This window comes from Sphingomonas sp. URHD0057, assembly GCF_000620665.1.
Classification (GTDB): domain Bacteria; phylum Pseudomonadota; class Alphaproteobacteria; order Sphingomonadales; family Sphingomonadaceae; genus Sphingomicrobium.
In genome coordinates this window covers 878,537-899,621 of the sequence record NZ_KK211162.1, presented here as the reverse complement: position 1 = coordinate 899,621, position 21,085 = coordinate 878,537, and the positions used below count along the sequence as shown (strand labels likewise).

Annotated in this window: 21 protein-coding genes and 1 pseudogene; 11 read left to right on the top strand and 11 right to left on the bottom strand. The window is 64.7% G+C overall.

Going from position 1 to position 21,085, the window contains the following annotated elements; all coding sequences use genetic code 11:
- The first annotated feature begins 92 nt into the window (after nt 1-92).
- Nucleotides 93-1,772, top strand: coding sequence for an energy-dependent translational throttle protein EttA (ettA, locus tag N539_RS0113420; RefSeq protein WP_028970683.1), 1,680 nt, complete (start codon nt 93-95; stop codon nt 1,770-1,772).
- On the opposite strand, the gene N539_RS17980 is transcribed toward ettA, so the two are convergent.
- The gene (locus N539_RS17980) at nt 1,762-3,414 is read right to left on the bottom strand and encodes a tetratricopeptide repeat-containing sulfotransferase family protein (protein ID WP_156029959.1); all 1,653 of its coding nucleotides are present in this window, start codon (nt 3,412-3,414) and stop codon (nt 1,762-1,764) included. The two genes, ettA and N539_RS17980, sit on opposite strands and share 11 nt — an antisense overlap.
- A gap of 58 nt (nt 3,415-3,472) precedes the next feature.
- Here N539_RS17980 and N539_RS0113410 point away from each other — a divergent pair, with 58 nt between their 5' ends.
- Entirely contained in the window at nt 3,473-4,054 is a 582-nt protein-coding gene (locus tag N539_RS0113410) for a YdeI/OmpD-associated family protein (protein ID WP_028970682.1), read from the top strand.
- Nucleotides 4,051-4,341, top strand: coding sequence for a DUF1905 domain-containing protein (locus N539_RS0113405; protein ID WP_028970681.1), 291 nt, complete (start codon nt 4,051-4,053; stop codon nt 4,339-4,341). Before N539_RS0113410 ends, N539_RS0113405 begins: the two co-directional genes overlap by 4 nt.
- A gap of 22 nt (nt 4,342-4,363) precedes the next feature.
- Here N539_RS0113405 and N539_RS0113400 read toward each other — a convergent pair whose 3' ends face one another.
- The gene (locus tag N539_RS0113400; protein ID WP_028970680.1) at nt 4,364-4,933 is read right to left on the bottom strand and encodes a PAS domain-containing protein; all 570 of its coding nucleotides are present in this window, start codon (nt 4,931-4,933) and stop codon (nt 4,364-4,366) included.
- Between the two features lie 117 nt (nt 4,934-5,050).
- Nucleotides 5,051-5,776: an NYN domain-containing protein gene (locus tag N539_RS0113395; RefSeq protein WP_028970679.1), complete on the bottom strand. Its 726-nt coding sequence runs from the start codon at nt 5,774-5,776 to the stop codon at nt 5,051-5,053.
- Between the two features lie 163 nt (nt 5,777-5,939).
- Here N539_RS0113395 and N539_RS17975 point away from each other — a divergent pair, with 163 nt between their 5' ends.
- Entirely contained in the window at nt 5,940-6,332 is a 393-nt protein-coding gene (locus N539_RS17975; RefSeq protein ID WP_156029957.1) for a hypothetical protein, read from the top strand.
- 32 nt (nt 6,333-6,364) lie between these two features.
- On the opposite strand, the gene N539_RS0113385 is transcribed toward N539_RS17975, so the two are convergent.
- On the bottom strand, nt 6,365-7,000 hold the full coding sequence (locus tag N539_RS0113385) for a carbonic anhydrase (protein WP_028970678.1): 636 nt from the start codon (nt 6,998-7,000) through the stop codon (nt 6,365-6,367).
- A gap of 65 nt (nt 7,001-7,065) precedes the next feature.
- Here N539_RS0113385 and lipA point away from each other — a divergent pair, with 65 nt between their 5' ends.
- Together lipA and N539_RS0113375 are read left to right on the top strand one after the other, a co-directional pair.
- Complete coding sequence (gene lipA, locus N539_RS0113380) at nt 7,066-7,983, top strand: lipoyl synthase (RefSeq protein ID WP_028970677.1); 918 nt, start codon at nt 7,066-7,068, stop codon at nt 7,981-7,983.
- Complete coding sequence (locus N539_RS0113375; protein ID WP_028970676.1) at nt 7,983-8,444, top strand: type II toxin-antitoxin system RatA family toxin; 462 nt, start codon at nt 7,983-7,985, stop codon at nt 8,442-8,444. The genes lipA and N539_RS0113375 overlap by 1 nt, the downstream gene beginning before the upstream one ends.
- Here N539_RS0113375 and N539_RS0113370 read toward each other — a convergent pair.
- Together N539_RS0113370 and N539_RS0113365 are read right to left on the bottom strand one after the other, a co-directional pair.
- Entirely contained in the window at nt 8,405-8,908 is a 504-nt protein-coding gene (locus N539_RS0113370; protein WP_028970675.1) for a CinA family protein, read from the bottom strand. The two genes, N539_RS0113375 and N539_RS0113370, sit on opposite strands and share 40 nt — an antisense overlap.
- Complete coding sequence (locus tag N539_RS0113365; protein WP_028970674.1) at nt 8,905-10,047, bottom strand: bifunctional 2-C-methyl-D-erythritol 4-phosphate cytidylyltransferase/2-C-methyl-D-erythritol 2,4-cyclodiphosphate synthase; 1,143 nt, start codon at nt 10,045-10,047, stop codon at nt 8,905-8,907. Before N539_RS0113365 ends, N539_RS0113370 begins: the two co-directional genes overlap by 4 nt.
- Nucleotides 10,048-10,113: 66 nt before the next feature.
- On the opposite strand from N539_RS0113365, the gene dusB reads away from it, so the two are divergent.
- The 5 genes from dusB to hflX all read left to right on the top strand — a co-directional run bounded on the left by dusB (nt 10,114) and on the right by hflX (nt 16,651).
- Nucleotides 10,114-11,112 (top strand): tRNA dihydrouridine synthase DusB, encoded by a 999-nt coding sequence (dusB, locus tag N539_RS0113360; protein WP_028970673.1) that lies wholly within the window; start codon nt 10,114-10,116, stop codon nt 11,110-11,112.
- Nucleotides 11,113-11,181: 69 nt separating this feature from the next.
- Nucleotides 11,182-13,449, top strand: a complete 2,268-nt coding sequence (locus N539_RS17135; RefSeq protein ID WP_051531810.1) for a sensor histidine kinase NtrY-like — start codon at nt 11,182-11,184, stop codon at nt 13,447-13,449.
- Nucleotides 13,449-14,831 (top strand): nitrogen assimilation response regulator NtrX, encoded by a 1,383-nt coding sequence (gene ntrX, locus N539_RS0113350; RefSeq protein WP_028970672.1) that lies wholly within the window; start codon nt 13,449-13,451, stop codon nt 14,829-14,831. The genes N539_RS17135 and ntrX overlap by 1 nt, the downstream gene beginning before the upstream one ends.
- A 15-nt stretch (nt 14,832-14,846) precedes the next feature.
- A complete protein-coding gene (hfq, locus tag N539_RS0113345; RefSeq protein WP_028970671.1) occupies nt 14,847-15,344 on the top strand; it encodes an RNA chaperone Hfq in 498 nt (165 codons plus the stop codon).
- A gap of 32 nt (nt 15,345-15,376) precedes the next feature.
- Nucleotides 15,377-16,651 carry a GTPase HflX gene (gene hflX, locus N539_RS0113340; protein WP_443027625.1) on the top strand — a complete coding sequence of 425 codons (1,275 nt, stop codon included), beginning with the start codon at nt 15,377-15,379 and terminating at the stop codon, nt 16,649-16,651.
- Here the strand turns inward: hflX and mazG are convergent.
- The 5 genes and pseudogenes from mazG to metG all read right to left on the bottom strand — a co-directional run bounded on the left by mazG (nt 16,630) and on the right by metG (nt 21,073).
- A pseudogene (gene mazG, locus N539_RS17130) lies at nt 16,630-17,379 on the bottom strand (nucleoside triphosphate pyrophosphohydrolase). The gene hflX and the pseudogene mazG sit on opposite strands and share 22 nt — an antisense overlap.
- Before the next feature lie 66 nt (nt 17,380-17,445).
- Nucleotides 17,446-18,033, bottom strand: a complete 588-nt coding sequence (locus N539_RS0113330) for a retropepsin-like aspartic protease family protein (RefSeq protein ID WP_028970669.1) — start codon at nt 18,031-18,033, stop codon at nt 17,446-17,448.
- Entirely contained in the window at nt 18,034-18,798 is a 765-nt protein-coding gene (locus tag N539_RS0113325; protein ID WP_028970668.1) for an MBL fold metallo-hydrolase, read from the bottom strand.
- Complete coding sequence (locus N539_RS0113320; RefSeq protein WP_028970667.1) at nt 18,795-19,571, bottom strand: TatD family hydrolase; 777 nt, start codon at nt 19,569-19,571, stop codon at nt 18,795-18,797. The genes N539_RS0113325 and N539_RS0113320 overlap by 4 nt, the downstream gene beginning before the upstream one ends.
- Nucleotides 19,568-21,073 (bottom strand): methionine--tRNA ligase, encoded by a 1,506-nt coding sequence (gene metG / locus N539_RS0113315; protein ID WP_028970666.1) that lies wholly within the window; start codon nt 21,071-21,073, stop codon nt 19,568-19,570. Before metG ends, N539_RS0113320 begins: the two co-directional genes overlap by 4 nt.
- Nucleotides 21,074-21,085: the final 12 nt, after the last annotated feature.

Genomic DNA, 21,085 nt, shown 5'->3' with positions numbered 1-21,085 from the left:
CGGATCGATGCTGCGACTAGAAAAAGCCCGCGCGGTCCACTAACTGCGCGGCCAGTCTCCAGCACTCATATCGAAAGGACATCCGCGACCCCATGGCCGCCCAATATGCTTTTGTCATGAAGGACATGACCAAGTCCTTCCCCGGCGCTCAGAAGCCGGTGCTCAACCACATCAACCTGCAATTCTACCATGGCGCCAAGATCGGCATCGTCGGCCCCAACGGCGCCGGCAAGTCGACGCTGATGAAGATCATGGCTGGCATCGACAAGGAGTATCTGGGCGAGGCGTGGCCGGGTGAGAACATCACCGTCGGCTACCTGCCGCAGGAGCCGCAGCTCGACCCCAGCAAGAACGTGCTCGAGAACGTCAAGGACGGCGCGCGCGTGGTCGCCGACATGGTCGACCGCTTCAACGCGATCTCGGCCGAGATGGGCGATCCCAAGGACGACACCGATTTCGATGCGCTGATGGAGGAGATGGGCGACCTCCAGGGCAAGATCGACGCGGTCGACGGCTGGACTCTCGACAACCAGCTCGAGGTCGCGATGGAGGCGCTGCGCTGCCCGCCTTCGGACTGGTCGGTCGAGAGCCTGTCGGGCGGCGAGAAGCGGCGCATCGCGCTGACTCGCCTGCTCATCCAGAAGCCCTCGATCCTGCTGCTCGACGAGCCGACCAACCACCTCGACGCCGAAAGCGTGCAGTGGCTCGAAAATCACTTGAAGGAATATGCCGGCGCGGTGCTGATGATCACCCACGACCGCTATTTCCTCGACAATGTGGTGAGCTGGATCCTCGAGCTCGATCGCGGCAAATACTTCCCGTACGAGGGCAATTACTCGACCTACCTCGAGAAGAAGGGCAAGCGTCTCGAGCAGGAAGAGCGCGAGGAATCCGGGCGCCAGACGGCAATTCGGCACGAGCTCGAGTGGATCCGGCAGGGCGCGAAGGCCCGCCAGACCAAGTCGAAGGCGCGGATCGCCAAGTTCGACCAACTCGTTGCCGCGCAGGAAAAATACGTTCCGGGCAAGTCGGAAATCCTCATCCAGGTCCCCGAACGGCTCGGCGGCAAGGTCATCGAGCTCAACGGCGTCACCAAGGCCTATGGCGACAAGCTGCTGTTCGAGAATCTTTCCTTCACTTTGCCGCCCGGCGGCATCGTCGGAGTGATCGGCCCCAACGGCGCCGGCAAGTCGACCCTGTTCAAAATCATCACCGGCCAAGAGAAGCCGGATTCGGGTGAGATCGATATCGGGCCCACCGTGCATCTCGGCTACGTCGACCAGAGCCGCGACCATCTCGATGGTTCGAAGAACGTCTGGGAGGAGATCTCCGACGGGCTCGACTACATGAAGGTCAACGGCCACGACCAGTCGACCCGGGCCTATGTCGGCGCCTTCAACTTCAAGGGCCAGGACCAGCAGAAGAACGTCGGCAAGCTGTCGGGCGGCGAGCGCAACCGCGTCAACATCGCCAAGATGCTGAAGCGCGGCGGCAACGTGCTCCTATTGGACGAGCCGACCAACGACCTCGACGTCGAGACCCTGGGGGCGCTGGAGGAAGCGATCGAAAATTTCGCCGGCTGCGCCGTGGTCATCAGCCACGACCGCTTCTTCCTCGACCGCCTCGCGACCCACATCCTGGCCTTCGAAGGCGACGCCCAGGTCGCATGGTTCGAGGGCAATTTCGAGGCCTATGAGGAAGACAAGGTCCGGCGCTTGGGCGAGGAAGCGACGCGCCCGCACCGGATGACTTATCGGAAGCTTACGAGGTAGCGTAACCGAAGTGTTCGACCCATGGTTCGAGCAGCGGCAGCACCGGCGCCATCTGCTCCCGGTAGCGGCGCCAGGTGCCTTGGCCTTCGCGGTTGAGGCCGCGGGCGACCTGCGCTGCGCTGGGGGTGGAGATTCCGCGGGCTCGCGCCTTGGCGGCGAAATCGCGCATTGCCTCGTCCCATTCGAGACCGAGAAAGTCGCACGCGGCGCGGGTTGTGCCCTCGAAGTCCCCGACCAGGCTTTCGTAACGCACGACATGCTGCGGCAAGGGAAGGATACGCCGATACAGCTCGGACAGCTGCATCACGGCGTCGTAGAATTCGGCGGCGCCTTCGAGGGTCAGCAGCTGGTACATCGACGGGTTCATCCCGAACCGGCGGCGGAAGCAGCTGAGTACGACGTCGCGCGGATCGCGCCGGGCAAACAAGATCCGGGCATTCGGGAACAGCTTTGCAATCACCGGCAGGTAAACGCTGGCGAGCGGCAGCTTGTCGATGAACACTCGGCCGCGCGGCTCGATGCCGAAGCTGCGAACCTTGGACCAATAGGAGTCACGCTGCCGCAGGGCGTCGCCGGAGCCGATGTGCGCCAGTCGTTCCGTGCCCTCGTTCGAGTTGAGAAAGGTCGCGAGCGCGGGCTCGAGACAATCTTTTTCCTCGAGGCTGACGACGTCGGGATGGGCGGCAAGCACGTTGTCGAGCAGAGTGGTGCCCGAGCGTGGGAACCCCACGAGGAAGACATGCACTTTGGGATCGGATGCGCGGGGCCGGGCGATCGGCGCTTCCTTCCAGGGTTCGGGATCGGCCGCTTCGAACCAGGATGCCAGCCGCCGCACGCGGCCAAGCGCCGTTTCCGTCGCCGGCGCCGCGTATTGCGGCTCATAAACCGCTTTCAGTTGCGCATTGGACGCCTGATAGGCCGCGAACGCTTCCGCGCGCCGGTCCTCGGCGTCGCGGAGATCTGCGATGAGCCCAAGCACGATCGACCGGTTTACCGAGGTGATGCCGGGGTCTTGATCCAGCTTCGATAGACGCTGTTCGGCAGCGGCGAGCTGGCGTTGCTGAACATCGGCAAAAGCGAGCGCCATCTGGGCGACGTGGCTCGATGGCGAGAGAGCGAGCGCGCGTTCCCCATGCGCCCGCGCCGAAGCCGCATCGCCCGCTTCCACGTCGAGCCATGCGAGCCTGGCCAGCGGGTCGATGTAGCTGTGGTCCAGCGCGGCCGCGCGTTCGTGGCTCGCTCTCGCCTCATTGATCTGGCTGATCCCCTCAAGCGCGGTGCCGCGGTTGAAGTGGGCAACCGCCATCGCCGGGTCGAGACCAAGCGCGGCGTCGAAGGCCTGCAGCGCCGCTTCCGGCTGCCCTAGTGTGTTCAGGCATATTCCGAGGCTGTTCAATATGTGCGGGTCCCTGGGAGCCAGGGCCCGTGCCCGCCTGAGCAGTGCCGCCGCTTCGTCGAATCGGCCTTCGCCGAAACGAACCGACGCCGCGAGGTTCAGCAGGGTCGGGTGCTCCACCCCGTCGGCCAGCGCCTGAAGCGCGAGCGGCGCAGCTCGCGCCATCCCTTGGGCGCGCAGGACCGTGTCGATCTGTTCCAGCCATATTTGATGGCGCTGCGCACGGGAGCGGGAGGTTGTATTCACTCGGCCAAGCCTCGCCTCGGCTTGACCCCGCGTCAACCGCTGCCACGGTGCATCCGCGATGCCGGAACCGACATTCTTCGCAACCGAAGCGGACTTTTGCCGCTGGCTCGAGGCCAATCATCAGCACGCCCCGGAGCTGCTCGTCGGCTTCTGGAAGAAGGGCAGCGGCAAGCCGTCGGTCGACTGGCCGCAGGCGCGCGACCAGGCCTTGTGTTTCGGGTGGATCGACGGACTGCGCAAATCGCTCGGCGACTACGCCTACACGATCCGCTTCACGCCTCGCCGCAAGGGCAGCATCTGGAGCAAGGTCAATGTCGAGCGCTTCGAGGCGCTGACAGCCGATGGCCTCATGACGTCAGCGGGCGAGCGCGCCTACGAGGAGAATAAGGCCAAGACCGGGCTCTACTCCTACGAAAACGAGCAAAAGGAGCTGACTTCGGCTGAGGAGATGACCTTCAAGAAGAACACAGCCGCCTGGGCTGATTGGGAGAAGCGGCCACGGGGGTATCGCAAGACCGTTCTCCATTGGATCACAAGCGCCAAGCGTGACGAGACCCGTGCTAAACGCCTGGCGCAGCTGATCGACGACAGTGCGGCTGGCCGGCGGATCGCGCAATATGACTGGCAGAAGAAGCCGTGATCACCGTCACCTCGCCGGTCTGGATCTGGAAAGGCGAGGGCGCGGGCCGCTGGCATTTCATCACCGTTCCCGAGGAACAGTCGGATGAAATCCGCGCCCATGCCTTCGGCAGCCGCCGCGGTTTCGGCTCGGTGCGCGTCGAGGCGAACATCGGTGGCGTTATTTGGCGCACATCGGTGTTCCCGCTGAACAGCGGCGGCTATCTGCTTCCGATCAAGAAGGAGGTGCGTCGCAAGGCTGGAATCGCGGCAGGCCACGAGGTCACCGTCGATCTCGAACTGCTTTAGTCGGTTCGAAGAAGCGCGGCCGCTAGCTGTCGTTGTCGGCCTTTAGGTCGGCCGCGGTGCGCTCGAAGCACTCGGCCATATGCTCGAGGACGACGTTGCTCTCGCGGCTATAGAGTGCGCTGGCGAGACGGCGGCAGCGTTCCGCCTGGTCATGGAGCACGTCGGTTTGCTCGTCGGTGATATCGACGAGCATGTTGATCGCGCCGGTGATGTTGCCCTCAATATCGAACAGGGGCGTTGGATAGGGACGGAAGGCGATGCGGCTGCCGTCGGGCCGCTCGGCGATGGCGACGGCGTCGCGGATGACGCGCTCCTCGCGGATCGCCTGGGCCATCGGGCATTGGTCGTGGGGTACCCGCTCCCCGGTCGTGGAATAAATGCGCCAGGTGACGCACCATCGGTCCTGCCCAAGCTGCGGCTCGCGGCCGGCGAGGTCGACGCAGGCGCGGTTCCAGTAAGTCACGGCGCCTTCGGTATCGGTCGTGTAGATCGGCGCCGGGAGCTCATCGAGCACCGCCTGCCAATCGGCTTGGCTGGCGAGGGCGTCGAGCGCCGTTTCGAGAATCTCTTCGGGCTTCGTAGTCACGAGCATGTCGGGGTGAGCCTAATTTAGGTTAGTCGTCAGAACAGGCGGGCGAGGCCCCGGTTCCGCCTTGACGTCAAAAGGTTCGATCTGTGGCCTGCGCACAACAACCCCGTTCGAATTTCGTTAGCGCAGTCGCTTGACCAGCAAGGTGCCGTCTTCGCCGCCCTTGACCTCGAAATTGGGCACGGCCTTGATGAGGTCTGACAGGCGCGTGTAGCCGAAATTGCGGGCGGCGAAGCTCGACACCGCCTTGGCGCGTTGGCCAAGCTCCGACAGCGACGTATAGCCCTCCTCGTCGCGCTTCGATGCCTTGTACGCCGAGCCGAGGACCTGGAGCAGTTCCGGATCGACCGGGCGCTGACCCTTGGCGAGCACCGGCTGCTCGAGCTGGCCGTCGTCATCGAGGGCAAGTGCGCCAACGTCGTAAAAGCGCGAGCAGGCCTGCTGGAAGGAGAGAGGCGTCTTGGCCGTGCCGAAGCCGTAAACCTGCAGCCCGTCCTCGCGGATGCGCTGCGCCAGGGGCAAGAAGTCGCTGTCGGACGACATGATGCCGAAGCCGTCGACATTGCCGCGATACAGCAGGTCCATGGCGTCGATGGTCATCTTCATGTCCGTCGCGCTCTTGCCCTTCACCACATCGCGCTGCTGCATCTGGATAATCGAATGCGAGCTCGACAGGGCGCTCCATCCCTTGAGGCTGGCTTTTTCCCAATTGCCGTAGGCGCGGCGAATGTTGATCGTACCGAGCTCACCAAGAACGAGGAGCACTTCGTCGAGATGCTCGGGGCTGGCGTTGTCGGCATCGATCAGGAGCGCGATATTGGCTTCCTGCTCCGTTCGGTCCCGCATTCCGACTCCTTTTCCGCCTCTCTATCGCAGTAACGCGGATTGGCCACAATCGACCGGGAAACGTCATTACGTTCCTGAACCGTTCACGGTCAGTGCGGGAACGAAACGCCGCCTCAGCGCTTATCATCGCGGAAGCTGGGGGCCAGTTGGAAGGGACGGAATGATGAGGAAACTAGCACTTGCAGCTCTGACCGCGGCGAGCGTGTCGGCGGCCGGCTGCGCCACGAGCCCATATGGCTATAACAACGGCTATGGCTACAATAACGGCTATTACGGTAGCCCCTATTACAACAACGGCTACAACCAAGGCTACACGTACGACAGCCAAGGCCGGCGGGTCGCCACGGGTGCCATCGGCGGTGCTGTTGCTGGCGGCATTGCCGGGGCCGTGATTCCGGGCGTCAGTGTCGGCCAGGGCGCGATCGCCGGTGCGATTCTCGGCGGCGTGCTCGGCGCGACGGTCAAGGGCCGGCAATATTACCGCGATACCCGCGGCTATTGTTACTACGTCGATCAATACGGCCAGCCGCACTACAGCTACGACATTCGTTGCTAGTACAGGCGTTTAACGCCCACTTTTGAGCTTGTTTAGACGGGGCGGAAGTCTCCTTCCGCCTCGTCGAGCATGTACAGACGACCCTCCGAGATCGAAAAATGCGCGCCGTGCAGCTTGAGGCTGCCGGCTTGTTCGCGTTCCGCGATCCACGGGAAGGTGCGCAGGTTGGCGAGGCTGACCTTGACCGCCTCGCGCTCCATCTCGAGAAATGCTTCCTGGCCCAGCTCGGAATGGCGCGCGCGGATGTCGTCCCGCGCTTCGCTCAACATCCGCACCCAATCGGCGATGAAATGGCCTTCGCCCGGCTCCGTATTGTCGAACTGGCCGGTCAGCGCGGCCGCGCAGCCGCCACACAGGCCGTGGCCCATGACGAGGATCTCGCCGACTTCGAGCTGGGTGACCGCAAACTCGAGCGCTGCCGACACACCGTGAAAGCCGCTGCTGGTCTCGTACGGCGGAGCCAGAGCGGCGATATTCCGGGTGACGAACATTTCTCCGGGCCGGGCGTCGAAAATGTGAGCGGGATCGACCCGGCTGTCGGCGCAGGCGAGGATCATCACCTTCGGGCTTTGTCCCTCGGCGAGGTCGGACCAGCGTTCACGCTCGCGCGCCCAGTCGGTAGCGCGGAACCGGTGGTAGCCTTCGATCAACTCGTCGAGATAGGGCATGGCGTGCGGCTAGCGGCATGAGGGCAGGGGTGGCAAGGCGTGAGCGCAATCGCTATCTGGCCGCCATGAACGCACCAGCCGCAGTGCCCAGGCAACGCAAGCCTGACTGGATTCGGGTCAAAGCCCCCGTCAGCGAAGGCTATCACGCGACCCGTCGGCTGATGCGTGAGCTCAACCTGGCCACGGTGTGCGAGGAAGCGGCCTGCCCGAACATCGGCGAATGCTGGACCAAGAAGCATGCGACGGTGATGATCCTCGGCGACACCTGCACGCGGGCGTGCGCTTTCTGCAACGTCAAGACGGGCATGCCGCGCGCAGTCGATCCGCTCGAGCCCGAGCATGTCGCGACCGCGGCCGCCGAGCTCGGCCTCGAGCATATCGTGGTCACCTCCGTCGACCGTGACGATCTGCCCGACGGCGGCGCGTCCCAGTTCGTGAAGGTGATCGAGGCGTTGCGGCGCAACACGCCGTCGACGACGATCGAAATCCTGACTCCCGACTTCCGCAACAAGAGCGAGGCGCCGGTCGAGCGGATCGTCGAGGCCGGGCCCGACGTCTACAATCACAATCTCGAGACCGTGCCGCGCCTCTATCCGACGATCCGGCCCGGCGCGCGCTATTATGCCTCGCTTCGCCTGCTCGAGAGCGTCAAGCGGCAGGCGCCGCACATCTTCACCAAGTCCGGCGCCATGGTCGGGCTCGGCGAGCAACGGCTCGAAGTCCACCAGGTCATGGACGACATGCGCTCGGCCGGCGTCGATTTTCTGACCATGGGCCAGTATCTCCAGCCGACGCCGCGTCATGCGAAGGTCGAGGAATTCGTGACCCCGCAAGCGTTCGACGCTTATGCCGCGATCGCCCGCGCCAAGGGCTTCCTGCTGGTCGCGGCGTCGCCGCTGACCCGCTCGAGCTATCACGCCGGCGACGACTTCCAGAAGATGCGTGCGGCGCGGCTGGCGCAACTGGAGCGTTTGAACGGCTGATGCCGCGCCACAGCGAGACCAAGCACTTACCCTACACGCCTGAGCAGCTGTTCGACCTCGTGTCGGATGTCGCTCGCTATGACGAGTTCCTGCCCTGGGTGGTCGCGGTGCGGGTCCGCTCGTCGAGCGAAGCCGAGACGATCGCCGACCTCGTGGTCGGCTTCAACGCCTTCAAAGAGCGCTTCACCAGCCGGGTAAGGAAGGAGCGGCCGACCCGTATCTGCGTCGATTACATCGAGGGTCCGCTCAAGTATCTGCACAACGAATGGCGGTTCGACCGCGCGGCCGACGCCGGGACCGAAGTCCATTTCTCGGTCGACTTCGCGTTCAAGTCGCGGTTGTTCGAGACTCTCGCCGGTGCGATGTTCGACCGCGCGCTGAGGCGCATGACCGCGGCCTTTGAGCAGCGCGCGGCGGCGCTCTACGGCATCAGCAGATCGAGCGCGCAAAGCGCGGCCTGAAGCCGGACGCCCGAGCGGGTCTTCTCGTCGAAGAACTTCTGGTCGGCGACGATCTTCGCCGGATCCGCTTCGCGCTCCGCCGTTGCAAAGACGACGGTTCCGACCGGCTTGGACGGGCTTCCGCCGCCGGGCCCGGCAATTCCGGTGATCGCGACCGCGATATCGGCGTCGGAAGCGGCAAGGGCGCCCCGCGCCATCGCCCAGGCGGTGGCGACGCTCACCGCGCCGAAGGTTTCCACCACTTCCGAGCTGACCTTGAGCTCATGGATCTTGGCGGCGTTGGAATAGGTCACGTAGCCGGCCTCGAACATCTCCGACGATCCCGGGATTTCCGTGATCGCCGCGCTGACCAGGCCGCCGGTGCAGCTTTCGGCGACGGTCACGCGGCGGCCAGCCTTGATATTGGCCTCGACCACCTCGCGCGCCTTGTCGACCAGGATGTCGGGGAGGAGCGTGTCCTTCACGCCGGCCACCCCAAACGGATACTGGCCACCGCCTGAGCGGCTATGCCTTCGCGCCGGCCGGTGAAGCCGAGCCCCTCGGTGGTTGTCGCCTTGACGCTGACCTGATCGAGGCGGAGGCCGGCGATCTCGGCGATCCGTGCCCGCATTGCGGCGCGATATGGCCCCACCTTCGGTTCCTCCGCGATGATCGTACAATCCATATGATCGAGGATTGCTCCCTTCGCTTGCAGCAACTCGACCGCGTGAGCGAGGAAACGGTCTGACGATGCGCCCTTCCACTGTGGATCCGAGGGCGGGAAGTGCTCGCCGATGTCGCCGAGCCCGCCGGCGCCGAGCAGGGCATCGGCAATCGCATGGAGCACCACATCCGCGTCACTGTGCCCGGCGAGTCCGCGGTCGTGCGGAACGGCGACGCCGCCGAGCATAAGCGGCCCTTCGCCGGCGAAGGCGTGGACATCGAAGCCCATGCCGGTACGCGGCGTGAGCCTGCCTGCCAGCCATTGCTCGGCGCGCGCGAAGTCGGCGGATGTGGTGATCTTTTCGAGTGCCGGGTCGCCCTCGACCGTGGCCACCCGCATTCCGGCGGCACGAGCGACCGTGGTTTCGTCGATCGGGGAATCGCCCGTCCAGCGGTCGTAGGCGGCGCGCAGTGCATCGAGGCGGAACGCCTGGGGGGTTTGGACGCGGACCAGGCCGGTCCGGTCCACCGGCTCGCCGAGCTCTTCACCGATCCGCGCCAGGGTGTCCCCAACCGGGAGCACCGGCGCCGCGCCTTCGTAGAATTCCAATGGCGCCAGCAACCGATCGACGACTTCCGGTGGACAGAATGGCCGGGCGGCGTCGTGGACGAGCACCGCGTCACCGGCAATCGCGGCAAGGCCGGCACGGACGGAATCCGCGCGCTCCGCACCGCCGGGGATCAACGCGCCGACGTCGAGCCCCGCGAGGGCGGAGGCAGCGACGTCTTCCTGGCCACGTCCGATCACGACCCGGACGGATCGCACCGCGCGATGACGGATCAGAGACTCGACCGCCCAGCGAAGGACAGGCTTGCCGGCGATCGACAGGAATTGCTTGGGCACGCCCACGCCCAAGCGCTCGCCTCTGCCGGCGGCCACGATAAGGGCAGTCGTAGTCATTCGGGCGGGCGTCTAGGCCCGCTAGCCTTGTCCGCCAAGGGCTGTTCCATTATCTGGCTGCGATCCATGAATGCGCTGAAGCCCATCAAGATCGGCCCGGTCGAGGTCGCGTCGCCGGTGATCCTGGCGCCGATGACGGCCGTCACCGACCTGCCGTTCCGCCGCGCGGTCAAGCGCTATGGCGCGAGCCTGACGGTGACCGAGATGATCGCCAGCCAGGCGATGGTGCGCGAGACGCGCCAGTCGCTGCAGAAGGCCTTGTGGGATCCGTCGGAGGAGCCGGTGGCGATGCAGCTGGCCGGCTGCGAGCCGCGGGTGATGGCCGAGGCTGCCAAGCTTAACGAGCAGCGCGGCGCGGCGATCATCGACATCAACATGGGCTGCCCGGTCAAGAAGGTGGTCAACGGCTGGGCCGGCTCGGCGCTGATGCGCGACCTGACGGCGGCCGCGGCGATCATCGACGCGACCGTCAAGGCGGTGAAGGTCCCGGTGACGCTGAAGACGCGGATGGGTTGGAACCACGACAGCCTCAACGCGCCAGAGCTCGCGCGGATCGCGCAAGACCTCGGCGTGCAGATGATCACCATCCACGGCCGCACCCGCTGCCAGATGTACAAGGGCGAGGCCGACTGGGCGTTCGTTCGCACGGTCAAGGAAGCCGTCAGCGTGCCGGTCATCGTCAACGGCGATATCTGCTCGGTCGCCGATGCCCGAACCGCGCTCGAGCAGTCGGGCGCGGACGGGGTGATGATCGGGCGTGGCGCTTACGGCCGTCCGTGGCTGATCGCGCAGGTCATGGCCGAGCTGGCCGGGACGGGGAGGGCGCCCGATCCTGAGCTGGACGAGCAGCTCGACACGATGCTGACCCAATATGATGAGATGCTTGCCCTCTACGGCACCCACACCGGGGTCAATCTCGCCCGCAAGCATATCGGTTGGTACACCAAGGGCCTGCCGGGTTCGGCCGAGCTCAGGAACTGCGTCAACCAGCAGGACGATCCCGCAATTGTGGTGCGAATGCTACGCGATTTTTACGCGCCCTGGCTCACCCGTTCGGCCGCCTGACGCGGTCTTCATCGTCACAAGTGTGTTTTTGATGCAACGGCCCTAAAGGCCGTGCTAGGGCGAGCCCGAATGGATGCTCGCACGGCCGAATCGCGTTTGACTTCGAGGGCGGAACGCTGGCTCCAGCAGCAGCGGGCAAGCGGACGCTTCTACGATTTGGTGGCGCTGGCGGTCGGGCTGTTCCTTCTGGCGATTATGGGCCTCAGCGCCTGGATGCTTCGCGGCGGGGCAGAGCCAGGTTCGCTGTTGTCGCCGCCGGTCATTGCTTTCCTGCTGGTTGCTAACCTCATCCCGGCAATCGCGTTGATGGCGCTCTATTCGCGAAAAGTGGCGATCCGTCGGGCCGAGGAGGGCGGCGTTGGCAGCGGTCGCCTCCACGTCCGCTTGGTCGCGCTGTTCTCAGCAATCGCTGCCGTACCAACTGTCCTCGTCGCGATTTTTGCATCGCTGTTGTTCCAGAGCGGTCTTGAGTTCTGGTTCTCCGACCGCGCTAGGAACATGCTCGAAAATACGGTCCAGATTGCTCGAGGGGCGGAACAATACGAGTTTCGCCGCATCGGCGATGAAGCAACGACCATGGCCAGCGACGTAAACGACGCGCTTGGTAAGGTGTCGGCCGACGACCCTTTGTTTAAGACGTTTCTTGCAAACCAGCTCTATCGGCGGGCGCTGAATGAAGCGGCGATCCTTCAGCTTGGACCCACTGGGGAGTTGCACACCCAAGCGGTCATGAGTGGCCAATACGGTTTGGCCATGAATGACGGAGGCGTCAAAGCTGCAATCGCAAAGCTCAAGCATCTACCTGCCAACGCATATGCGGACGCCGGCTCACCCAATAGAATTTCAATCGTTACAAGGCTGATTCCTAACACGGACACCTATCTGTACGCTGGGGCGGTGGATCCGGATGTCGGCGCGCAGATGAAGCGCGCCAACGACGTGCTCAGGGATTACCGGGGACTGCTTGCGAAATCGCGCGCGAACCAGCTGAAATTCAATGCGGCTTTGTTGCTAGGCGCGCTGATCATCGTCGGCCTGGCGATCTTCACCGCCCTCAAGCTCGCAGACCGTATGGTTCGGCCGGTCGGTGAGCTCGTCGGCGCGGCAGGGCGGATCGAGGAGGGTGATTTCACCGCGCGCGTCCCCGTCACCAATGACACCGAGGACGAAATCCAGACGCTCGCTACCGCCTTCAACCGAATGGCCGGGCGCCTCGACGAACAGACGGGGGCGCTGCGCACCGCGAATATCCAGCTCGACGCGCGCCGCGCCTTCATGGAGGCCGTGCTGTCGAGCGTCACTGCGGGCGTGATTGCGCTCGATACCGCAAACCGCATTCTCCTCGTGAACCGCTCGGCCGAGGCGCTGCTGCAGAAGAGTCAGGGCGAGGTCGAAGGGCAGGATCTCGGCGCGGTATCCACCGATCTTGCCGAATTCATGCGCGGGGAGCAATCGGAAGCAAACGTCATCGTCGCCACAGACGGCGTCCAGCGCACGCTCGCGGTGAAGCGCGCGCGCTACCAGGACGGATCGGTGCTGACCTTCGATGACATCACCGACCAACTGACCGATCAGCGCCGCGCCGCCTGGTCCGACATCGCACAGCGCATCGCGCATGAGATCAGGAACCCACTGACCCCGATCCAGCTCGCCGCCGAGCGGATGCAGCGCAAGTTCGGCGACGAAATCACCTCGGACAAGGAGACGTTCGAGCGGCTGTCGGGAACGATCATCCGCCAGGTTGGCGACCTTCGCCGCATGGTCGACGAATTCTCGAACTTCGCGCGCATGCCCAAACCCGCGTTTCGCGAGGAGAACGTCCATGAGATCGCGCGCCAGGCGCTGTTTCTGCACGAGGTCGCACATCCCAAGATCCGCTTCGTGCTCGATCCGCCGCAGGGCGAGTTCCCAATGGTTTGCGACCGCCGCCAACTCGCCCAGGCTCTGACAAATGTCGTGAAGAACGGGGTCGAAGCCATTGAAGGGCGGATCAATCGCGGGGAGCATAGCCTCGCCGGCGACCGCGTCGAGCTCAGGCTCCACGAGGAGCAGGATCATCTCGTGATCGACGTGCTCGATACCGGGGTCGGGCTGCCCGAGGACCGTGAGCGGCTGACCGAGCCATATATGACGACGCGGGTGCGCGGCACCGGCCTTGGCCTCGCGATCGTCAAGAAGATCGTCGAGGAACATATGGGCGAGATCGCGTTTCTCGACCGGGCCGGCGGCGGGACTCACGTCCGGATTGCCTTCGACACGGCAAAACTTGCCGCACTGGCAAGCGATGAAGCGTCCAACGAAAATGGCGAAGACAATGAAGGCGAGGGTGAGGGCTGATGGCGCTTGAAGTGCTGGTGGTGGATGACGAGGCCGACATCCGCGACCTGGTCAGCGGCGTGCTCGAAGACGAGGGCTATGCGGTGCGGACCGCTGGCGACAGCACCTCCGCGCTCGACGCGATCGACGAACGGCGGCCGTCGATGGTCTTACTCGACGTCTGGCTCCAGGGGTCGCGTCTGGACGGGCTGCAGCTGCTGCAGGAAGTGAAGCGTCGCGATTCGACCATCCCGGTGCTGATGATCTCGGGTCACGGCAATCTCGACACCGCGGTCGCCGCGGTGAGGGAAGGGGCGGTCGACTTCATCGAGAAGCCGTTCGAGGCGGAGCGGCTGATCTACCTCGTTGATCGCGCCACCGAGACCGACCGCTTGCGGCGCGAAAATGCGACGCTGCGCCAGCGAATGGGCGACGAGGACCAGCTCCACGGAAGCTCGGTCGCGATCAATACCGTCCGGGCCACCCTGAAGCGGGTCGCGCCGACCGGCAGCCGCGTGTTGATCTCGGGGCCGCCTGGCGTCGGCAAGGAAATCGCGGCGCGGATGATCCACCTGTGGAGCCCGCGTGCCCGCGCGCCCTTCATCGTGCTGTCGGCGGCGATGATGAGCCCCGACCGGGTCGAGGAGGAACTGTTCGGCTCCGAAACCGAGGGCGCAATGCGCCCGGGCCTGCTCGAACATGCGCATGGCGGAACTCTGTTCCTCGACGAAATCGCCGACATGCCGCTGACGACGCAGGGGAAAATCCTGCGCGTGCTCACCGACCAGAGCTACCACCGGGTCGGCGGCCAGCGTCCGGTTAAGGTCGACGTCCGGGTGCTGTCGGCGACCTCGCGCAACCTCCACGACGAAATCGCCGCCGGCCGCTTCCGCGAGGATCTGTTCTACCGCCTGAACGTCGTTCCCGTGCGCCTGCCGCCGCTGCGCGAGCGCCGCGAGGACATTCCGGAGCTCGTCAGCCACTTCCTCGCCCGCTTTGCCGCCGAGCGCCGCACGCCGCCCCCACGCATCTCCGAAGAGGCGATGGCCGCGCTCCAGGCGCACGACTGGCCGGGCAACGTCCGCCAGCTCCGCAATATCATCGAGCGCACGGTGATCCTCGCGCCCGGCGACCGCGTCTCGTGCATCGAGGTCGACCTCTTGCCACCCGAAGTGCTCGACAATCAGAATGCGATGGGCGGGGCGAGCACGGCGATGGCGATCATGGGCAGTCCGCTCCGCGAAGCCCGCGAATCCTTCGAGCGCGAGTATCTGAAAATTCAGATCCGGCGCTTTTCCGGCAACATCTCGCGCACCGCGTCGTTCATCGGCATGGAGCGCTCGGCGCTGCACCGGAAACTAAAAGCGCTGGGGATTGGCGACAAGCGGGAGGGGGAGGAGTAACCGCCAAGGCTGGCCATGGCTGGAAAGAAACCCCTCAGTTTGCAGGATCAGTTCCTGAACAGCGTGCGGCGCGCGAAGTTGCCGGTTACGATCTTCCTCGTCAAAGGCGTCAAGCTGCAAGGCGTCGTCACCTGGTTCGACACTTTCTCGCTGCTGCTTCGGCGCGAAGGCTCGTCGCAGCTGGTCTACAAGCATTCCATCTCGACCATCATGCCGTCCGAGTTGCCGCCAGACTTTCTCGCGAGCGCGACTCCGGCTGAGGCAGCGAAGGCGACCTTGCAAGACGTGTTCCTCGCCGCCGCCGCACGCGAGACCGAGCGCATCACCTTGTTCCTCGTCAATGGCGTGATGCTCCAGGGGCACATCGCCGGGTTCGACCAATTCGCCCTGGTGCTCGAGCGGGGAGGCCAGATCCAGCTCGTCTACAAGCATGCGATCTCGACGCTTCAGCCCGCCCACGCCCTAAATCTTGAGGCTGAGCCGGCGCCGGAAGACAAAGGGGACAGCGCCTGAACTCGCGATTCGACGGCAATGGCGCGATCGAGGTGGCGCGCGGCGAGCGGGCGGTGCTGGTAGTGCCGGAGTTGCCGCGCGAGGGCGCGCGCCGGTCAGTCGAGGCTCGTCTGCAGGAGGCGGAAGGCTTGGCCGAGGCGATCGGCATCGTAATTGCCGGCGAGCGCTCGTTTCGCGTGCGCACGGTGCGTCCGGCGACGCTGCTGGGCAAAGGCCAGGTCGAAGAGATTGGGGCGCTTGCCAAGGAGAAGGATGCCGGCCTGCTGATTGTCGATGCGCTGCTGACGCCGGTTCAGCAGAAGAACCTGGAAGACGAGGCGGGGACCAAGGTGATCGACCGCACCGGGCTGATCCTCGAAATATTCGGCGAGCGCGCGGCGAGCTCGGAAGGCCAGTTGCAGGTCGAGCTTGCGCACCTCGAATATCAGGCGGGGCGGCTCGTACGCAGCTGGACCCACCTCGAGCGCCAGCGCGGCGGCTTCGGCTTTCTCGGCGGCCCCGGCGAAACCCAGATCGAAGCTGACCGCCGCATGATCCGCGACCGCATGGCGAAGATCCGCCGCGAGCTCGACCAGGTGAAGCGCACCCGCTCGCTCCATCGCGACCGCCGCCAGCGGGCGCCGTGGCCGGTGATCGCGCTGGTCGGCTACACCAACGCCGGAAAGTCCACGCTTTTCAATCACCTGACCGGCGAAGCTGTGTTTGCGGAAAACCTGTTGTTCGCGACCCTCGACCCGACCATGCGCGACATCAGGCTGCCTGGTTTCGACAAGGTCATAGTGTCGGACACGGTGGGATTCGTCTCGGACCTTCCGACCGAGCTCATCGCCGCGTTCCGCGCGACGCTGGAGGAGGTCGCGTCCGCCGACCTGCTGGTGCACGTGCGCGACATGTCCCATCCGGATTACGAGGCTCAGCGCGACGACGTCGACCAGGTGCTGCAATCGCTCGGACTCGCGGACGAAGGCGCGCCGCCACGAATCGAGGCATGGAACAAGGTCGATCTCCTGTCTGGCGAGGAGCGCGATCGGTTGTTCGAGGAAGCCGCGCGGCGCGAGAATGTCGTACCGATCTCAGCCGTCACCGGCGAGGGGCTCGATCAACTGCGCCAATGCATGGCAGAGCAATTGAGGCAAGGAGAGCAGGTTCACGAGGTGCGGGTGCCGGCGAGCGACGGCGGCCGTATCGCTTGGTTGCACGCTCGGGGCGAAGTGCTCGACCAGCAGCTGGACCGCGATCAGGTTCAGCTCATGGTACGATTGTCGCCCGACAATTGGGCGCGGTTTCAGGCCTTGGAATCGGCCTGAGCGGCTTTGGCCGCGACCCATAGCGCTTCTTTTTCGTCGAGCGACAGGTCCGCAAAGCCCGGCGCGGTCTAGATCGCGCGGAAGCGAGCCTCGAACTTGCGATTGGCCTCGCGAAGCGCGGCTTCCGGTTCGATGTTGAGATGGCGTGCGAGGTTCACGACCGCGAACAGCAGGTCGCCGAGCTCTTCCAGCATGCGCGGATGTTCGCTCTCGGCATCGAGCTCGGCCAGTTCCTCGTCGATCTTGGCGCGCGGCCCCGCTTGGTCGGGCCAGTCGAAACCGGTCCGGGCCGCGCGGCGCTGGAGCTTGGCGGCGCGTTCTAGCGCCGGAAGCGCCAGAGCGACGCCAGCCAAAGCGCTGTCGTCGGGGGATTTCTTGCGCTCCGCTGCCTTCAGTTCCTCCCAGCCGGGGCTGTGGCTCGCATTGCCGAAAATGTGCGGGTGGCGGCGCTCCAGCTTGTCGCAGATGCGCCCGATCAGGTCGTCGAGCGCGAAATGACCGGCTTCCTCGGCGATCTGGGCGTGGAAGACGATCTGGAGCTGCAAATCGCCGAGTTCGTCGGCGAGTGAGTCCATATCGTCGTGCGCAATCGCGTCCGCGACTTCGTAGGCTTCCTCGATCGTATAGGGGGCGATGGTCGCAAAGCTTTGTTGGCGATCCCATTCGCAACCGCTCACCGGATCGCGGAGCCGGCGCATGATCGCGACAAGGCGGGCGAGATTAGCCAAGGCGGGGCCCCTCGCTCTGCAAATCTGTAAGTATGATAATATGCATTATGTAAACTACAGAGCGCATCAGGCGACCAGAACCAGCCATCGCCCTTGCACTCCCCAGCTTCGCAAGGACGACAGGAAATTCATGCCGAGGACATTCAAGTCGTCATGGTCGGCGACCTGGAGCCCGACGTCCTGGCGCGCGATGCCCCCCACCACCAGTTCGGCGGCGCGGCCTGTCGACACCCGGATAATGCCGTTGCCCGTGCGCACGAACTGGTCGCGGCGCGGCGAAACGGCAACGCCCGCGCGCAAGGCCGTGTCACGATCGATCGTGGTCATGGTCGCTCCACTGTCGACCAGGAATTTGACCTTCTCGCCGTTCAGGCGCCCCTCGACCCAGAAATGGCCGTCGATTGCCATCGGGATCCGCGTTTCTCGCCCTTGCTGCACCGGCGTGCCCAGGGCTTCCGCCTGGAGCCGCTGGGTGACCCAGCCGAAATCGTCGCGGAACGTGAACAATACGAAGCCCGCGGCGAAGATCGCGATCCACGCGAGCGCGACGGTGACGAGCTTGGCCGCGGGCTCGCGCCGGGTCATCAACGAGCCCAGGACAAGCATGATCGCCATCAGGATGTAAACGCCGCCAAGCATGAGATCGTTGGTCATCTAGAGCTCAATCTCCAGGCCATCGTGGGCTGGCGCCGCCCAATCGGGCAGCTCGGCGACCAAAGTCCGATAGTCGAGGCCGTTCCCCATATGCGTTAGATAGAGTTGCCCGATCCGCAAATCACGGGCCCAGCCCAACACGCCGTCGAGATGGGCGTGTGTCGGATGCGGCATTCGCGTCAGGCAGTCGGCGATCCACACGTCGGCGCCCTGGTACAAGGCGGCCATGTCGTCGGTTAAGTCGCTGAAGTCGATGGCATAGACGACCGATCGGTGGTCTTCATCGAAGCGCAAGCCAAGCGAGGTCGGACCGCCGTGCGGCTGCTGCACGTTTCGCATTGTTGCCGCGCCGAAGCGCTCCCCGTCTCCGATTGAGCGCCCGTCGATGATCGGCCGATAGAAATCGCTTTTCTCGAAAGCGTAGGCAAAGCGGCGTTGAAGCTCCGACAGGTCGTCGGCTCGTGCATAAAGCGGAACCGGTCCCCCCATCGCCGACGCCACCGGGCGAAGCTCGTCGATGCCGTGACAGTGATCGCCGTGCGTGTGCGTGACCACAACTGCGTCGAGCGTGCCGACATGGGCGGCAAGCAGCTGCTGGCGGAGGTCGGGACCGCAATCGACAAGGACGTTGGCACCGGCGCTTTGAACCAGGATTGACGAGCGCAGGCGGTAGTTTCGCGGCTCGTCCGGGTCGCAGCGACCCCAGTCATTGCCGATCTTGGGAACGCCGGTCGACGTTCCGCAGCCGAGGATCCGGACTTTCACGCCGCTTTATTGAACAACTTGAAGAAGTTCGCGGTCGTGGTCTCGGCAAGCTCTTCGAGCGGCTCGCCACGAAGCTCGGCAACGAAGGCGGCAGTGTCGGCGACAAAGGCCGGCTCGCATTTCTGGCCACGGTGCGGAACGGGCGCGAGGAACGGCGAATCCGTCTCGACCAGCATCTGGTCGGCGGGCAACCATTTCGCGATCTCCTGAAGGTCCTGAGCGTTCTTGAAGGTGACGATCCCGGACAGCGACACGTAAAAGCCGAGATCGAGCCCTGTCCTCGCCAGTTCCGCCGAGCCCGTGAAGCAATGGAGCACGCCCCTAACCCCCTTCTCCCTGACGGCGCGGGTTAGAATTTCTGCGGTATCCTCCTCGGAATCGCGCGTGTGCACGACCAGCGGCAGCCCCGTTTGCTGCGCCGCCTCGACATGCGCCTCAAACCGCTCGCGCTGCGCCGCGCGGTCGGACTTGTCGTAATAATAATCGAGCCCGCACTCGCCGATCGCGATTACGCGTGGATGATCGGCGGCCTCGACCAGCGCTGCGGCGCCCAGATCGGGATGCGCGTCGGCTTCGTGCGGATGGACGCCAATGCTGGCCCAGACATCGGACTCTCGCTCGGCTACGCCGACGATCGCGTCCCATTCGCGCTGCCGGGTGGAGATGTTGAGGAAACCCTGAACGCCGCGATCACGGGCATTTTCAAGCACTTCGGCCTGGCGTTCGACCAGGCCTTCGTAATTGAGGTGGCAATGGCTGTCGATCAACCTCACGCCTCCTCCTCCTCGTCCAGCTCGAGCCGGGGAAACAAGGGCGTCGGCTGGGCGATCGGAACCCCGCCCTCACCCGCGTCGATCAGGGTCAACAGCTTGTCGGCCGATTCCGGAATGATCGGCGCGATCGCCCGTGCCAGCTCGCGCACTGCGGCGACGAGCGTTCCAAGCACGGCCGCCATGCGCTCGGGTTCCGTCTTGCGCAGCGTCCACGGCGCTTGCACATCGACATATTGGTTGCAGGCAAAGACTGCGCGCAGCCAGGCCTCGATGCCGACCGAGAAGGCCAGGCGCTCAAAGGCTTCGGGGACTTCCGTGCGGGTCGCGGTCTCGACCAGGGCACGCAGATCACGGTCTTCCGCGGCTTCTCCGGCCGCCGGAAGAACACCGCCCAAATTTTTGTGAACCATGGATAATATTCGTTGCGCGAGATTGCCGAAGCTGTTCGCAAGATCGGCATTGGCGCGCGCGACGATGGCTTCCGCGCTGTAGCTTCCGTCCTGGCCGAACGGCACTTCACGAAGAAGGAAATAGCGCACAGCGTCGACGCCAAACCGCTCGGCGAGCTCCATCGGGTCGATCACGTTGCCGACGCTCTTCGACATCTTCTCGCCGCGGCTGAGCAAAAAACCGTGTCCGAACACTTGCTTGGGCAACGGCAGTCCGGCCGACATCAGGAAGGCCGGCCAGTAGACGGCGTGAAAGCGGACGATGTCCTTGCCGATCAGGTGCAGGTCGGCGGGCCAGAAGCGCTCATATTCCGCCTGATCGTCGGGATAGCCGACGGCCGTCATGTAGGTCGTCAGCGCGTCGACCCAGACGTACATCACGTGCCCCTCGGAACCCGGCACCGGCACGCCCCAGTCGAAGCTGGTGCGCGAGACGCTGAGGTCCTTGAGGCCAGTCTCGACGAAGCGCAGAACCTCGTTGCGGCGGCTTTCGGGACGGATGAAGTCAGGATTGTCGCGATAGAGCCGGAGCAGCGGCTCCTGATACTTCGACAGCCGGAAGAACCAGGTTTCCTCCGCGGTCCATTCCACGGGCGTTCCCTGAGGTGAGAGCTTTTCGTCTCCCTCGCCGGCGACCAGCTCGCTTTCGTCGTAGAAGGCTTCGTCGCGGACCGAATACCAACCCTCGTAGCGGTCGAGATAGAGGTCGCCAGCCTCCTCCAGCGCCTTCCACAAGGCGGCACTGGCGCGGTGATGGCGCGGCTCGGTGGTCCGCACGAAGGCATCGTAAGAGAGCCCAAAGAGCTCGACCATCTTACGGAAATAACCGGACATTTCATCCGCGAGGTCGATCGTTTCGCGGTGCTGCGCGCGCGCGGTCTGAACCATCTTCAGACCGTGCTCGTCGGTCCCTCCGACGAAGCGGACGTCGCGCCCTTGGCTCCGCTGGAAGCGAGCGATCGCGTCGCCTGCAATCGCCTCATAGGCGTGGCCGATGTGGGGCGGACCGTTGGGATAACTGATCGCAGTGGTAATGAGGTAAGGCTCGGCCATGTTCGAGCCGCA

Excerpts from the sequence above, each read along its gene's own strand:
- N539_RS0113375 (WP_028970676.1), top strand. The coding sequence starts at position 7,983 with ATGCCGCGCCACAGCGAGACCAAGCACTTACCCTACACGCCTGAGCAG.
- metG (WP_028970666.1), bottom strand. The coding sequence starts at position 21,073 with ATGGCCGAGCCTTACCTCATTACCACTGCGATCAGTTATCCCAACGGT.
- N539_RS0113410 (WP_028970682.1), top strand. The coding sequence starts at position 3,473 with ATGCCGGAACCGACATTCTTCGCAACCGAAGCGGACTTTTGCCGCTGG.
- ntrX (WP_028970672.1), top strand. The coding sequence starts at position 13,449 with ATGGCGCTTGAAGTGCTGGTGGTGGATGACGAGGCCGACATCCGCGAC.
- N539_RS0113400 (WP_028970680.1), bottom strand. The coding sequence starts at position 4,933 with ATGCTCGTGACTACGAAGCCCGAAGAGATTCTCGAAACGGCGCTCGAC.
- N539_RS17135 (WP_051531810.1), top strand. The coding sequence starts at position 11,182 with ATGGATGCTCGCACGGCCGAATCGCGTTTGACTTCGAGGGCGGAACGC.
- N539_RS0113365 (WP_028970674.1), bottom strand. The coding sequence starts at position 10,047 with ATGACTACGACTGCCCTTATCGTGGCCGCCGGCAGAGGCGAGCGCTTG.
- dusB (WP_028970673.1), top strand. The coding sequence starts at position 10,114 with ATGAATGCGCTGAAGCCCATCAAGATCGGCCCGGTCGAGGTCGCGTCG.
- N539_RS0113395 (WP_028970679.1), bottom strand. The coding sequence starts at position 5,776 with ATGCGGGACCGAACGGAGCAGGAAGCCAATATCGCGCTCCTGATCGAT.
- lipA (WP_028970677.1), top strand. The coding sequence starts at position 7,066 with ATGAACGCACCAGCCGCAGTGCCCAGGCAACGCAAGCCTGACTGGATT.
- N539_RS0113385 (WP_028970678.1), bottom strand. The coding sequence starts at position 7,000 with ATGCCCTATCTCGACGAGTTGATCGAAGGCTACCACCGGTTCCGCGCT.
- ettA (WP_028970683.1), top strand. The coding sequence starts at position 93 with ATGGCCGCCCAATATGCTTTTGTCATGAAGGACATGACCAAGTCCTTC.
- hfq (WP_028970671.1), top strand. The coding sequence starts at position 14,847 with ATGGCTGGAAAGAAACCCCTCAGTTTGCAGGATCAGTTCCTGAACAGC.
- N539_RS17975 (WP_156029957.1), top strand. The coding sequence starts at position 5,940 with ATGAGGAAACTAGCACTTGCAGCTCTGACCGCGGCGAGCGTGTCGGCG.
- N539_RS0113330 (WP_028970669.1), bottom strand. The coding sequence starts at position 18,033 with ATGACCAACGATCTCATGCTTGGCGGCGTTTACATCCTGATGGCGATC.